Raw genomic sequence first — 14,294 nt, forward strand, 5'->3', positions numbered from 1 at the left:
GATTAAGGATCGAATCGGTAGCCCATACCGGCTTCCGTGTGCAGATGCCGGGGCTCGGCAGGATCCCGCTCCAGCTTTCGCCTGAGCTGGGCTATATATACGCGCAGGTACTGTGTTTCCTTCGCATACGCCTGTCCCCATACCTGGGTGAGGATCTGCTGCTGGCTCACGAGCTTGCCCTTATTACGGACCAGCAACTCCAGGATGTTCCATTCCGTGGGCGTCAGGCGCACTTCCGAGCCATCCTTCAGAATCTTCTTGCCCGCCAGGTCAACCATGAAGTCCGTGGTGGCCAGCGTTGGTTCCTCATGTTCGGTCACCACCCGGCGCGAAGCGACCCTAAGCCGCGCAAGCAGCTCATCCAAACCGAAAGGCTTGGTCACGTAGTCGTCCGCACCGGCGTCGAGCGCTTCAACCTTGTCCTCCGAGGCATGCCGGGCGGACAGCACAATGATGGGCATACTGCTCCAGCCACGGATGCGTCTGATGATCTCCACCCCGTCCATGTCCGGCAGGCCAAGGTCCAGCACCACGATCTCCACGGGCTGCTTGGCAGCGGCTTGCAGGGCGTCGGCGCCATTTCCCACCGTCAGGGCCTGGTAGCCATGGGCTTGAAGGGTGATCTGCATGGCCCTGGCGATGCGGGCTTCGTCCTCGACGATCAGCACCAGCGTCATTGCGGGCCCCCGGTCCACAGCGGCAAGGTGACCACCATGGTCAGCCCGCCACCCGGCGTCGGCTCCGCTGCGAGCCTGCCGCCCATGGCCTCGCTGAAACCCTTCGCCACGGCCAGGCCCAGTCCAATCCCGCCGCCGGCGTTGGTTCCGCCTCCGATCGCAGGCGACGGCGAATCACCAAAGCGCTGGAAAGGTTGGAAAATATCCACCACTTCCTTCTGGCCTACTCCGCTGCCGTGATCGATGATTCTCAGTTCGCTGGCGGGCCGGTCCCCCAGCGTGATGCCCGCACCCGCACGGGCGGTGAGGACGACGTCGGAGTCGGGCGCGTACTTCACGGCATTCTCCACGATGTTGGCCACCACCCTCTCAAGCATTCCGGCGTCGGCCTGCACCGGAGGAAGGTTGGGCGGGAGCTCGTTGCGCAGCCGCTCCCGGGGAATCCCCCTCAGCGCCTGCGGCAGCACCTCCGCCCACACAATCCCGCTCAAGAGCGGATTCACCGCGTCCGCCGTGATCCGCGACATGTCCAAGAGGTTGTCCACCAAATGGTCCAGTCGGTCCGCATAATCCTCGATGGTCTCCAGCAACTCGCGCTCAACATCCGGCGGAAAATGCACATCCTCCTGGCGCAAGCTGCTGACAGCGAGCTTGATTCCGGCCAAGGGAGTCCGAAGGTCATGCGACACAGCGCGCAGGATGGACGTCCGCATCTTGTTGCCCTCGGCCAACCGCACGTTATCCCGCCGGCTCTTCACCAGCTGCTGCCTCTCCCGGACAGCCACCACGAAAGCCCCGAACGCAGCCAACATCCGTTGGCGTTGCGCTGATAACGGTCCGCCGCGCAACAGCAGGGTGTAATGGGGATCGACGACGGCGGTGTGGTCGGCGGCGGCATGGGTCAACGGCGGATTTGGGCCGGCACTCGCCAGGACACGCAACTCGGGTTGGGTACCGGCTGACGCCGTACCCGAGGCTCCGGGCGTCTGACCTGATGAACCTTGGCCCCACGAACCCAGGAGCGTTACCGCCTCCATGCCCAGGTTGCTGCGTACTTTTTCAAGAAACGCTTCCAAGCTTCCATCCGAGCTAAGGATTTGCAGGGCGAGCCCACTGAGCGCCGTTGCCTCGGCTCCGGAGCGAGCTGCCTCCTGGGCACGGCGGCTTGCGAGGCCCACGGCGAGCGCCACCCCACAGGCCACCGCAAGGAAAACCACCAGCGTGAACAACGTCGTGGGATCGGCGATGGACAGGGAACCAACGGGGTCGGCGGAGAAGTAGTTAAGGAGGAAGCTGCCCAGCACCGCGGCGACCACTGCCGGCCACAAACCACCGATGGCCGCCACCGCAACAGCTACTGCCAGTTGCAACAGCATGATCATGGCGAAGTTGCGGAACCCGAGGACAGTGACCATGAGTTCAATGCCGGGCGGTAACAGGACAGCCAACACCAGGCCAGTGATGACCCGGGCGGAGCCAATGCCGCGGACCGGCGGAAGCCGCAGCAGCACGCCGTCGTCGACGTTGCTGTGTGCTTCTGGTCCCGGCATGGCTACATCCTTACACGGTTCCGTAGATGGGGACTTCTTCCCATTTACGGCTGTCACCCGTGCCTGCACCGCGCACAAGGACTAGGCTTGCTCTGAGCATTCTGGTCCGGCGTGGCGCCGGACACTTCAACGGTCTATCCAGGGGGATACACATGGGCCCGAAAGACAGCCCTGACGCAGCCGGCAACAACGGCGGCGGCAGGGACAACAACGGCGACTTCGGAGCGGGCAACAACCAGCCCAAGCCTCCTCCATGGCAGGTACCCAAACCCGAGCTGCATCCTGAGCTGTTCACGCCCGTGAAAAACGACCCGGAGCAAGGCGGCTCCGGCAACGGGGGAACAGGCAACGGGGGCACAGGCAAGAGGAAGAATAATCCTGCCGGGGCACCGCAGGGCGGGGCATTCCCGGCCGGGACGCCCCAGCCCGGCCAGCCCCTCCCCGTGGTCGACCCTTTCGCCAAAGAACGTGAACGCGGTGAAGCCGAGGCAGCAAAGAAGAAAAAGCGCTCGCAGCGCCGCACCGTCGTCGTGGGTCTGGGTGTAACTGCCCTCCTGGCCGGAACCATCACCGCGATCGTGGCCAGCAACGAGAAGGAAGCTGACTACGCGCAGGTCTGTTTCAATGAGGAAACCGGCGAGCGCGTCGACGACAACCAGTGCGACAACAGCAGCTCGGCGGGCCGCAGCTCAGGCGTCTACGCCTGGTACTTCTACTCACGCGGAGCCAGCGTGCCCGCCGTGGGCCAGAACCGCAGTTCCTACCCGAGCTATACCAAGAACGTGCCTACGGACGCCAAGACTTCCAAGGGTTACAGCACCAAGGGCGGCACGGTGAGCCGCGGCGGCTTCGGCAGCAGCTCCAAAAGCGGCGGAAGCTCGGGAGGCTAGGCGTGCGTCGACTGCTCTCCGAGCCCAGGCCGGACTGGAAGCAAAAGATCGAGGAACAGGGCTTGGTATTTTCCACAACCACCATGCCCGATGGCCGGAAAATCGAATACTGGAACGAATCGGCTTACTACGAATTCACCATGGACGAGGTGGAAACCCTCGAAAAGACGGCCGAGGACATGCACATCATGTGCTTGGAGGCCGCAAAGTACCTCGCCACCGGGGCCATGGGCGATATCGGCATCGGGCAGCAGGCGTTGGAACTCGCCGGCGAATCACTGCTGGCCGCCGACATGGACATTTACGGTCGCTTCGACTTCATATATGACGGCAAGGGCGGCCCGGCAAAGATGCTGGAGTACAACGCCGATACCCCCACCGGCCTGATCGAAGCGTCCGTGGCCCAGTGGTTCTGGCTGCAGGATGTCTTCCCGGAGAAGGACCAGTGGAACGGAATCCATGAGGCCCTGATCCGCCAGTGGAAGAAGCTCCAGTTCCGCACCGGCATGAGCACCCTGCACGTTGCCCACTCGGAGGCGGAGGAATCCGGCGAGGACTGGATGACTGCGGCCTACATGCGCGACGTTGCAAGCCAAGGCGGGTGGACCACCATTGGCATCAACATGTCCGATATTGGCTGGGACCCCAACCTGAACCGGTTCGTGGACCTGGACAACTTCATGATCAGCACCATGTTCAAGCTGTACCCGTGGGAACTGATGATGAAGGAGCCCTTCGGACAGCGTCTCTTCCAGCGCGCCCACAACCCCCGCTGGGTTGAACCGGCGTGGAAGATGCTGCTGTCCAACAAAGCCTTGCTGGCTGCGCTGTGGCATCTGTACCCCAACCACGAGAATCTGCTTCCCGCCTACCTGGGCGATCCTGGTCCCCTCAAAGAATGGGTAGCCAAACCGCTGCACGGACGTGAGGGCGACAACATCCGCATCCACGCCCCGGGCATCGAGATCCGGCAGCCCGGTGGTTACGGGCGCGAAGGCTGGTGCTTCCAGCAGTACCATTCCCTCCCCGACTTCGACGGGAACCACCCGGTACTGGGTCTCTGGGTAGTGGATGGCGAATCCGTGGGGTGTGGCATCCGGGAATCCGACGGACCCATCACGGACTATTTCTGCCGCTTTGTCCCCAACACCATCGACTCCCCGGCGCCCATCGCGCCCCCTGCTACTTCCTACGGAGCTGCACTATGAGCACTGAAACCTCGACGCCGGGTGGCGGCTCAGCGGGCGGCGACCGTACCGCCGTCGTACCTTCCAAAGGCCTCCACGCCGGGATCCTGGACCTTGGCGACTCCGTCATGCTGGGCCTTGCATCCACCGCGCCCGTCTACTCGCTGGCGGCAACGCTGGGCCTCATTGTTGCCGTCAACGGCAATTACACTCCCCTGATCCTGATCCTCGGCTTCATCCCGGTGCTGTTCATCGCCTACGCGTTCCGTGAGCTCAACAGCGCCATGCCCGACTGCGGCACTACGTTCTTCTGGGCCCGGAAGGCCTTCGGGCCGTGGGCCGGTTGGCTGGGCGGCTGGGGCGTGGCACTCGCGGGAGTGGTGGTCCTTGCCAACCTGGCGCAAATCGCGGGCAAGTACCTGTGGCTGTTGATCGGCGACGGTTCCCTGGCCGATAACACGTGGCTCGTGACCGCCACCGGCGTGCTGTTCATCGTGTTCATGACGTACGTGAACCATCGCGGAATCCGGCTGGGCGAGCATGTCCAGCGCACCCTGACCTACATCCAGTACATCTCGTTGGGCATCTTCGCGGTGGCCATCGTCTTCCGGATCGCCGGTGGAGCGCCTGAAGGGCAGGCCTTCGACTTCGAGTGGTTCAACCCGGCCGGCGCCTTTGCCGATCCCGGTGCCGTGGTCCATGGTGTCCTGCTTGCCCTGTTCATCTACTGGGGCTGGGACACGTGCCTGGCGCTCAACGAGGAGACCGAAAATCCGGCCAAGACCCCCGGCCGCGGCGCCGTGATCTCGGCCTCGGTCCTGGTGGCGATCTACGTTTCCGTGGCCCTCCTGGTGATGATGTACGCCACGATCGGTACCGACGGTATCGGGCTGGGCAACGAAGCCAACCAGGACGACGTCTTCCTGGCCATGAAGGACGTCGTATTGGGTCCTTGGGGCTGGCTGATCATCGTGGCCGTGCTGGCGTCCGTCCTGTCCTCCACGCAGACCACCATCCTTCCGACTGCCCGCGGAACCCTGTCCATGGGTGTCCACGGCGCGCTTCCTCCCCGTTTCGGCAAGGTACACGAGCGCTTCATGACGCCGGGCTTCTCCACACAGGTGATGGGTGCGGTGGCCGTGGTGTACTACGTGGCCATGAGCTTCCTGAGCGAAAACCTGCTCTCGGACTCCATCAGCGCCATCAGCCTGTTCATCGCGTTCTACTATGCACTGACCGGCTTCTCCTGCGTATGGTTCTTCCGCTCTACGCTCCGGGACTCGGCACGGAACCTGTGGTTCCGGGGCATCCTGCCGTTCCTCGGTGCGCTGTCCCTCACCGTGGCGTTCTTCATCTCCGCAGTCCAGATGTGGGATCCGGCCTATGGTGACACGCAGATCTTCGGCATTGGCGGGGCGTTCGTGAGCGGCGTGCTGCTGCTCGCTCTGGGCGTCGTTTTGGCCATCGTGTGCCGCTTCGCGCCCTCCACCAAGGGCTACTTCACGGGCGAACGCGCAGACGTCGGGGCGGTCCGCGGCGAGTAGGCTGTGCTGCCGGGCGGCGGGTTAGCCACCTAGGATGCTGGAATGAGCGATTCAACGACGAACACCTCCGACGTCCTTGCCCTCGATGCCCTGCTGGCTGTGGACGAGCTGGCCCTCCGCGACCGGGTCCGCGACTACACAGCGCAACGGATCCGTCCGAACATCGCACGCTGGTACGAGGACGCTCACTTCCCGCGCGAGCTCGCCCCGGAGTTGGGCGAGCTCGGTGTCCTGGGCATGCATTTGGAAGGCTACGGCTGTCCCGGGCGGACCGCCGTCGAGTATGGCCTTGCGGCAATGGAACTGGAGGCCGGCGATTCGGGGATCCGCACGTTCGTCTCGGTGCAGGGCTCCCTTGCCATGACGGCGATCCACAAGTGGGGTTCGGAGGCGCAGAAAGAGCAGTGGCTGCCGCGGATGGCTGCCGGCGAGCTGATCGGCTGCTTTCGCACTGACGGAGCCGACGGCGGGGTCGGACCCGGCGTCCATGACAACGTTCGCCCGTGAAACCGCCGATGGTTGGGTCCTGGACGGTGCCAAGCGGTGGATCGGCCTCGCCTCGATCGCGGACGTCATGGTGGTGTGGGCAAACACTGAGGACGGAATCCGCGGGTTCCTTGTTCCCGCCGGAACGCCGGGTGTAACCGCGACGCCCATTGAGCCGAAACTCTCCATGCGCGCGTCCATTCAATGCGATGTGAAGTTCGACGGCGTGAGGCTGGGTGCCGAGGCCATCCTCCCGGGTGCGCTTGGACTTCGAGGACCGTTCTCCTGCTTGAACGAGGCGCGCTACGGTATCGCGTGGGGCGCCATGGGCGCTGCCCGGGACTCGTACGAAGCTGCTTTGGAGTACGCCGGAAGCCGACTCCAGTTCGGCCGCCCGCTGGCCGGCTACCAGTTGACGCAGGAGAAACTGGTGAACATGTTGGTGGAGATCCAGAAAGGCACCCTGCTGGCCCTTCACCTGGGCCGCTTGAAGGACGCCGGCCACCTCCAGCCCCAGCAGATTTCCTTAGGCAAGCTGAACAACGTCCGCGAGGCCATCAAAATCGCCCGCGAGGCCCGCACCATCCTGGGCGGTAACGGAGTCACACTGGACTACTCACCGCTGCGCCACGCCAACAACCTGGAATCCGTGCGGACTTACGAGGGCACAGATGAGGTTCACACGCTGATCCTGGGTCAGCACATCACGGGCATCGGCGCCTTCCGCGGCTAGCCCCCCCAACTAAGTCGCAGTTGAGCGCGTTTAGAGGGCTCAAAACGCGCTCAGCTGCGACCTAGCTGGGTGAGGGTTCGGGGAGGACCACCAGATCAAAGTAGCCACGCAGGCCCTTCACCACGTCCACCTCATCGGGGGCCAACAACCATTGCGTCTGCAGCCCGTCCCACAAGGCAACCAGGGACATGGCCGCCAATTCAGGATCGACGCCGGGGCGGAGCCTGCCCTGGGCAGCCAGTTCGGCGAACCGCCGGGCATAGCTCGTGCGGAGGCGTTCGAACCGTTCGGTGAAGTAAACCCTCCCCGGGTGCGAATCGGTGACCGACTCCGCGCACAGAACGCTGTACAGCTCAACCACGCCCGGAATGTTCTCGTTGAACAGCGCCGTCCGGATCACTGAGTCAACCAAGCCATCTTCCATGTCGTCCGGGAAGGCATCGCCGGTGATTTCGTCTCGGCGCTCCAGGACTGCCATCAGGAGATCGCGTTTGGACGGGAAATAGTGCAGCAGGCTGGTTTGGCTCAGTCCCACCTTGTCGGCAACATCCTGGAGGGATCCACCACGATAGCCGTGGGCAGCAAACACCTCATGGGCAGCATCCAGGATGGTCCGGCGCCGTTCTTCGGATTTCGCGTAGGGGCCCCGCCGCGCTGCGCGACCCACGTCCTTAGTGGTCATGGCTAGCCAGTGTACATGCGTGTTACGGCTTCACTATGAAATTCGAGTACCCACTCGAATTTTCTGTTACCGTGGTCACACTTGCCGCGGCGGGACCCACGAATCCAAGCCCGCGTCATCGTCAACCTGACACGAAGAGGTGAAGGCTAATGACCCGATTCACGCGAAGACAACTCCTGGGCGCAGGCCTGGGAACAGCTGCCATGGGCCTGCTGACCGGGTGCGCTACACCAGGAACACAGTCCGTCAACGCTGTGCCAACCATCCCCGCCGCAGGCGCACCCGTGCGACTGACCTATTGGGCCTGGCTCAAGGATTTCCAGAAAGTGGCCGACGTCTGGAATGCAGCCAACCCGAACATCCAAGTGGACGTGGTGTGGATCCCGGGCGGCAACAACGGCGGATATCAGAAGCTTTACTCGGCCTTGGCAGCAGGAGGCGGACCGGACCTGGCCCAGGTCGAGTTCCGCTCCATCCCGGAGTTCATGCTGGTAAATGGCCTGGTTGATGTGTCCCGCTACGGCGCCAACGATCACGCCCACTTGTACGACCCCACCCTATGGAAGCAAGTCAGCTACACCGGGGGCGTCTATGGCATCCCCCAGGACGCGGGCCCCATGGGCATGTTCTACCAGCCGGCCATCCTGGACAAAGTAGGCGGCAGCACTCCGACGACCTGGGACGAATGGGCCGCGCTCGCCGCCGAACTTCGCTCCGTGGACAGCTACCTGGACTGCTTCCCCATCAGTGATGCCTCTCCTTTTGCCTCTTTCGCGGGACAGGCCGGCGCGCAGTGGCTTCGCCCGGAGGAGGATGGCTGGGTCATCAACATGACCGACGACGCCACGCTCAACACCGCGCGTTTCTTCGACAAAGCGATCGACGACGACCTCGTCACCACCGCGTATGGAGCCTTCTCCCCGGGCTGGTTTGCCGCTGCCGCCAAGGGCGGGATTGCCTCGACCATAACCGGCAGCTGGGGTGATGCTTTGGTTCAGGGTGTCAGCGGTTCCGAAGGAAAGTGGCGCGCAGCACCGATGCCCACCTGGGGCGATACAGGCTTCGGCTCAAGCTACCTCGGCGGTTCCACGGCAGCAGTCCTGGCCAATAGTAAGCACCCCAGGGAAGCACTCGAGTTCGCGGTGTGGATGACTACGTCCACCGAGGGAATCGACGCCCAAATCAAGAACAGCGGAATCGGCTGGTCACCCAACCCCGACTTCATCGGCACGGATCGGCAACAACCGTCGGCGTTCTTCGGCGGCCAGCGCTACAACGAGGAAGTCTTCGTCCCCGCCACCCAACAGCAGAACCCTGACTGGTCATGGTGGCCGGTAACCCAGCAGTCCTTCAACATCCTCAGCGACGGTTTCCGCAAGAAAGCCTTCGGCACCTCATTGGTGGATTCCATTGCCGCCTCGGAGCAGCAGATCATGACCGTTTTCAAGAACAAGGGCCTCAGCATCCGGAAGGAAACGGCATGACCACCACCCGCACCGCACCCACGGCACAGCGCCCCGCAGCACCAAGCCGTTCCGGCAAGCGGGCCGGCAATCGGGCCGGCGCTGCCTCCCGCGCTCCCTGGCTCCTGCTGGCACCGTTCCTGGGACTCTTCGTCCTCACGTTCCTGCTGCCCATTGTTGTGGCCATCATTTCCAGCTTCACCAAAGTGACCCGCAGCGGACTCTTCGGCGAGGCAGGCGTGACCAGCGAGTTCGCCGGCTTCAGCAACTACGCTCAAGCCCTTGCCGACGGCAGCTTCGTCGCGTCCATCGGTCGAATGCTGCTGTTCGGCGTAGTCCAGGTGCCCGTCATGATCGTCTTGTGCACGGCGTTGGCCCTCATGCTGGAATCGGCCTCGGCAAAATGGCCGGGCTTCTTCCGTGCCGCCTACTTCCTCCCTTACGGCGTGCCGGGCGTGATCGCCACCATCCTGTGGTCCTTCCTGTACGTGCCCGGGCTCAGCCCGTTGTTTGACGTGGCCAAGATTGTTGGCCTGACCCCGGATTTCCTCGGCGCGAACAGCGTGCTGTGGTCCATCGCGAATATCGTCACGTGGAGCTACACGGGCTACAACATGCTGATCATCGTGGCGCAGCTGAAAGCCATTCCGGTGGAACTTTACGAGGCCGCAAAGGTGGATGGTGCCTCCACGTGGCGCGTTGCCCGGAGCATCCAGCTCCCCCTGATTCGTCCGGCCCTTATGCTCACCACCGTGTTTTCCATCATCGGAACCCTGCAGCTCTTCGCTGAGGCGCAAGTCCTCAAGACGGTGGCTCCGGCAATCGACAGCCAATACACGCCGAACCTCAGTGCCTACACAACGGCCTTTGCCTATAACGACTACAACGTCGCAGCAGCCCAGTCGGTCATCATCGCCGTGGCCGCTTTTGCCCTTTCCTTCGCCTTCCTCGCACTGACGAACAGGAAGTCCTCATGACCGCCACCGCCACGAAGCCCACCACCACCGCCGTCCGCAGCAAGGCTTCGGCAGGCCCGGACCGCTCAGCAGGACGACGGCGGTCATCCACCATCGTCGTCACCGCACTTTTGGTGGTGGTGGCCTTGTACTTCCTGATTCCCGTGTATTGGGTGTTCGTCGCCTCCACGAAGTCCACCGCCGATCTCTTTTCCACCAACGGTTTCTGGTTCGCGCCCACATTCTCTTTGTGGGAAAACATCGCTCGCGTGGTCAGCTATGACAACGGCATCTTTGGCCGCTGGTTCCTGAACTCGGCGATCTACGCCGGCATCGGCGCACTCCTGGCCACGTACTTCGCTGCGGCCGGAGGCTACGCGCTGGCCAAGTACCAGTTCCGGGGCCGGAACCTGGTGTTCGGCACCATCCTGGGCGGCGTGCTGGTCCCCGGTACGGCCACTGCCTTGCCGCTCTTCCTGCTGTTTAGCCAGATGGGCCTGGCGAACACCTACTGGAGTGTCCTGCTGCCATCACTGGTCTCCCCTTTCGGGCTGTTCCTCTGCCGCATCTACGCCCAGGCCACTGTTGATACCTCGCTGATCGAGGCCGCCAGGATCGACGGCGCCGGCGAGCTCCGCATCTTCCACACCATCGGGTTGAAGGTACTCACCCCGGCCCTGGTCACCGTATTCCTGTTCCAGCTGGTGGGCATCTGGAACAACTACTTCCTGCCGCTGGTCATGCTGTCCGACTCCGAGCTGTACCCCATCACGCTCGGCCTGAATAACTGGCTGAGCCAGGTTGACCGTCTGCCCGAATTCTATGAACTGACCACGGGCGGGGTGCTCCTTTCCATCATTCCGCTCAGCATCGCCATGGTTGTCCTGCAGCGTTTCTGGCGCGGCGGGCTGACAGAAGGAGCCGTTAAGTAATGACTGACACCGCCAACTACATCACTGATACCGGTCCCGGCACCGGCAAGAGACTCCCCGCCCGCTCCTGGCTGCACTCTGACGCGCCAACACTTTCCCTGAACGGCCAGTGGCGTTTCCGGCTTCTCCCCGGAGCACCCGGAACCCCCGGCGGACGGGGTGTCCTTCCCGCGGGCGAGGCAATCGAAGGCTTGGCCGAGGAAGGTTTGGATGACTCCACATGGGACCAGATCCCGGTCCCGGCGCACTGGGTTTTGGAGGGCGGGGGCAGCTACGGTAACCCCATTTACACCAACGTCCAGTTCCCCTTCCCCACGGACGCACCCCACGTCCCGGATGAGAACCCCACCGGTGATTACCGTCGAACCTTCGATCTGCCGGCGGATTGGAGCGAATCCGAGCGCATCGTGCTGAGGTTCGACGGCGTCGAATCCCGTTACAAGGTGTGGCTCAACGGCAGCGAAATCGGCGTAGGGACAGGCAGCCGGCTGGCCCAGGAATTCGACGTCACCGACGTCGCGCGTCCCGGGCACAACGTGCTGGCTGTCCGGGTCCATCAATGGTCGGCTTCGAGCTACGTGGAGGACCAGGATCAGTGGTGGATGCCGGGCATCTTCCGCGACGTCACCCTCCAGGCCCGCCCCGGAAAGGGCATCGACGACGTCTGGTTGCGGACGTCCTACACCGTCGGCTCGGGCGTCATCGATCCCGAAATCACCGCGGACCGGGCCGCCTACCCGATTCGGCTGGCAGTCCCGGAACTGGACGTCGACGTCGTCTGGAACTCCCCTGCCGACGTCGCCCCGGTGGCGATCACCGGCGTCGAACCTTGGTCCGCAGAGGTTCCGCGCCTCTACAACGTAACGGTGGCAAGCGGAGGCGAGACCATTTCGCTGCGCATCGGTTTCCGTACGGTGGAGATCAAGGGCGATCAGTTCCTGGTGAACGGCCGCCGTGTGGTGTTCCACGGCGTGAACCGGCATGAAACGCATCCTGACCGCGGCCGCGTGTTCGACGAAGATTTTGCCCGCGCCGACCTTGCCTTGATGAAGCAGTTCAACGTCAACGCGATCCGCACCAGCCATTACCCGCCGCATCCTCGTTTGCTGGACATCGCCGACGAGATGGGCTTCTGGGTGATCCTGGAATGCGACCTTGAGACCCACGGCTTTGAACGGCACGGCTGGGTAGGCAACCCCAGTGACGACCCCGCCTGGCGGGAGGCGTACGTGGACCGCATGGAGCGGACGGTGGAGCGGGACAAGAACCACCCTTCAATCGTCATGTGGTCCCTGGGCAACGAGTCCGGAACGGGCTCAAACCTCGCCGCAATGTCTGCCTGGACGCATGCCCGCGATGCCAGCCGGCCCGTCCACTACGAGGGCGACTACAGCGGTGCTTACACAGACGTTTACTCACGCATGTATTCCTCGGTTCCTGAGACTGAGGCGATCGGCCGCGACGATTCCGGTTCGCTGTTGCTGGGCTGCTCCGCGGCGGAGTCCGCACGCCAACGCACCAAACCGTTCATCCTGTGCGAGTACGTCCACGCCATGGGCAACGGTCCCGGCGCGATCGACCAGTACGAGGACCTGGTGGACCGCTACCCGCGGCTGCACGGCGGATTCGTCTGGGAGTGGCGGGATCACGGAATCCGCACCACCACGGCCAGCGGCACTGAATTCTTCGCCTACGGCGGCGACTTCGGCGAGGTTGTCCACGACGGCAACTTCGTCATGGACGGCATGGTCCTCTCCGACTCCACTCCCAGCCCCGGGCTCTATGAGTACAAGCAGATCGTCGCTCCCCTGCGCTTGGGCTTCAGCACGAAAACCCACGACGGCGGCACACGCCGATTCGTCTCGGTCGCCAACCTGCGGCACACGGCGGACGCGTCCGACGTCGTACTGCGCTGGCGCACGGAGGTGGACGGCGTGGTGACCACTTCCGGCGAGCTCGACGTCGTCACTGCATCGGGTGCGCCCCTCGCCGCCGGGGATTCGGCGCTTATCGGGTTGCCTGATGTTGATGTTGTGGAAGTCGGCGAGCAGTGGCTGACCGTGGAGGTGGCGCTTCGCAAGGACACGGCCTGGGCCGAAGCCGGGCATGTCATCTCCGCCGCGCAGCTGGAATTGGCCACAGCACGTCCGCGACTGGCCGCCCCTCGCCCCTTGGCATCAGCCGGCCGGGTAGCTTCGCAGGTTTCCGGGACCGCCTCGCTGGGTCCTGGTGTCTTTGAGGATGGTCGCTTGGTCTCGCTCGCGGGGCTGCCGGTGTCCGGGCCGCGGCTGGAGTTGTGGCGTGCTCCCACGGATAACGATGCCGGTGCCGGCCGCGGCAGCTACGACCTCGCCGATCCTTGGCTCAACAACGGTAACGGCGTTGCTGCACCTTCGATGGAAAAAGTGTGGCGCCATGCCGGTTTGGACAGGCTCACGGCCCGGGTAGAGAAGGTCTCAACCAGCGAAAGCAGCGTAGTGACCCGCACCCGGTACGCCGCAGCCGACGCCGCGCATTGGGTGTCTGTGGAGGAGACTTGGCAACTGTCCGACGGCGAGCTGTGGCTCCGCTTGGACGTTGTTCCGAGCGCGGCTTGGGACATCATCTGGCCGCGGGTGGGGGTGCGCTTTGATCTGCCCGGATCGGTGGACGGTGTGTCGTGGTTCGGCGCGGGACCTCGAGAGTCCTACCCGGACAGCATGCACGCGACGCTTGTGGGCAGCTACTCGGCGGGCATTGACGAGCTTTCGGTAAATTACGCCAAGCCGCAGGAAACGGGCCACCGCAGTGCTGTCCGGACGCTGGATCTCCAGAACCATGGCGCTTCCTGGCTGCAACTCGATGCCGTCCCGGACTCACGCGGCCGTCTGCCCGGCTTCACGCTCTCCCGGCACACAGCGCAGGAGATCTCGTCCGCAGCACATCCGCACGAGTTGCCGGCAAGCAAGGGCAGCTACTTGTACCTCGATGCCGCCCAGCACGGGCTCGGATCCAGGGCATGCGGACCGGATGTTTGGCCGGAGTACGCGTTGCGCCCGGAAGCGCGGACTCTGACTTTCCGGATCACAGAAGCGCGCTAATCGTGCGTTGCGGGGCCTGCTCTGCTCGCTTTCGGCGACGAATACCGCGCAGAGCGGGCCTCGCAACCCCCCAGAACCCCGTTGCGGGGCCTGCTCTGCTTGCTTTCGGGGACG

Annotated in this window: 10 protein-coding genes and 1 pseudogene; 8 read left to right on the forward strand and 3 right to left on the reverse strand. The window is 63.8% G+C overall.

Annotation, left to right across the window (positions count from 1 at the left end):
- Positions 1-2 precede the first annotated feature (2 nt).
- On the reverse strand, positions 3-677 hold the full coding sequence (locus tag AC6CH8_RS14075; protein ID WP_091469103.1) for a response regulator: 675 nt from the start codon (positions 675-677) through the stop codon (positions 3-5).
- Positions 674-2,227, reverse strand: coding sequence for a sensor histidine kinase (locus AC6CH8_RS14080; RefSeq protein WP_498191231.1), 1,554 nt, complete (start codon positions 2,225-2,227; stop codon positions 674-676). Before AC6CH8_RS14080 ends, AC6CH8_RS14075 begins: the two co-directional genes overlap by 4 nt.
- A gap of 152 nt (positions 2,228-2,379) precedes the next feature.
- Between AC6CH8_RS14080 and AC6CH8_RS14085 the strand changes: the two genes are divergently transcribed.
- From AC6CH8_RS14085 to AC6CH8_RS14100, 4 genes and pseudogenes are all read left to right on the forward strand, one after another.
- Positions 2,380-3,117 (forward strand): Tat pathway signal protein, encoded by a 738-nt coding sequence (locus AC6CH8_RS14085; RefSeq protein ID WP_498191232.1) that lies wholly within the window; start codon positions 2,380-2,382, stop codon positions 3,115-3,117.
- Positions 3,118-3,119: 2 nt separating this feature from the next.
- Positions 3,120-4,325: a glutathionylspermidine synthase family protein gene (locus tag AC6CH8_RS14090; RefSeq protein ID WP_498191233.1), complete on the forward strand. Its 1,206-nt coding sequence runs from the start codon at positions 3,120-3,122 to the stop codon at positions 4,323-4,325.
- Entirely contained in the window at positions 4,322-5,848 is a 1,527-nt protein-coding gene (locus AC6CH8_RS14095; protein ID WP_091469113.1) for an APC family permease, read from the forward strand. The genes AC6CH8_RS14090 and AC6CH8_RS14095 overlap by 4 nt, the downstream gene beginning before the upstream one ends.
- A 42-nt stretch (positions 5,849-5,890) precedes the next feature.
- A pseudogene (locus AC6CH8_RS14100) lies at positions 5,891-7,067 on the forward strand (acyl-CoA dehydrogenase family protein).
- A 61-nt stretch (positions 7,068-7,128) separates the two neighbouring features.
- Here the strand turns inward: AC6CH8_RS14100 and AC6CH8_RS14105 are convergent.
- Positions 7,129-7,749, reverse strand: a complete 621-nt coding sequence (locus tag AC6CH8_RS14105) for a TetR/AcrR family transcriptional regulator (RefSeq protein ID WP_498191234.1) — start codon at positions 7,747-7,749, stop codon at positions 7,129-7,131.
- Positions 7,750-7,898: 149 nt separating this feature from the next.
- Here AC6CH8_RS14105 and AC6CH8_RS14110 point away from each other — a divergent pair, with 149 nt between their 5' ends.
- From AC6CH8_RS14110 to AC6CH8_RS14125, 4 genes are read left to right on the forward strand one after another with little or no spacing between them, the layout of a single operon-like run.
- Positions 7,899-9,233: an ABC transporter substrate-binding protein gene (locus tag AC6CH8_RS14110; RefSeq protein ID WP_498191235.1), complete on the forward strand. Its 1,335-nt coding sequence runs from the start codon at positions 7,899-7,901 to the stop codon at positions 9,231-9,233.
- On the forward strand, positions 9,230-10,189 hold the full coding sequence (locus tag AC6CH8_RS14115) for a carbohydrate ABC transporter permease (RefSeq protein ID WP_091469123.1): 960 nt from the start codon (positions 9,230-9,232) through the stop codon (positions 10,187-10,189). Before AC6CH8_RS14110 ends, AC6CH8_RS14115 begins: the two co-directional genes overlap by 4 nt.
- Positions 10,186-11,100, forward strand: coding sequence for a carbohydrate ABC transporter permease (locus AC6CH8_RS14120; RefSeq protein ID WP_498191236.1), 915 nt, complete (start codon positions 10,186-10,188; stop codon positions 11,098-11,100). The genes AC6CH8_RS14115 and AC6CH8_RS14120 overlap by 4 nt, the downstream gene beginning before the upstream one ends.
- On the forward strand, positions 11,100-14,180 hold the full coding sequence (locus AC6CH8_RS14125; RefSeq protein WP_498191237.1) for a glycoside hydrolase family 2 TIM barrel-domain containing protein: 3,081 nt from the start codon (positions 11,100-11,102) through the stop codon (positions 14,178-14,180). The genes AC6CH8_RS14120 and AC6CH8_RS14125 overlap by 1 nt, the downstream gene beginning before the upstream one ends.
- The last annotated feature ends 114 nt before the right edge of the window (positions 14,181-14,294 follow it).

This window comes from Paenarthrobacter sp. GQ52 (assembly GCF_059759005.1).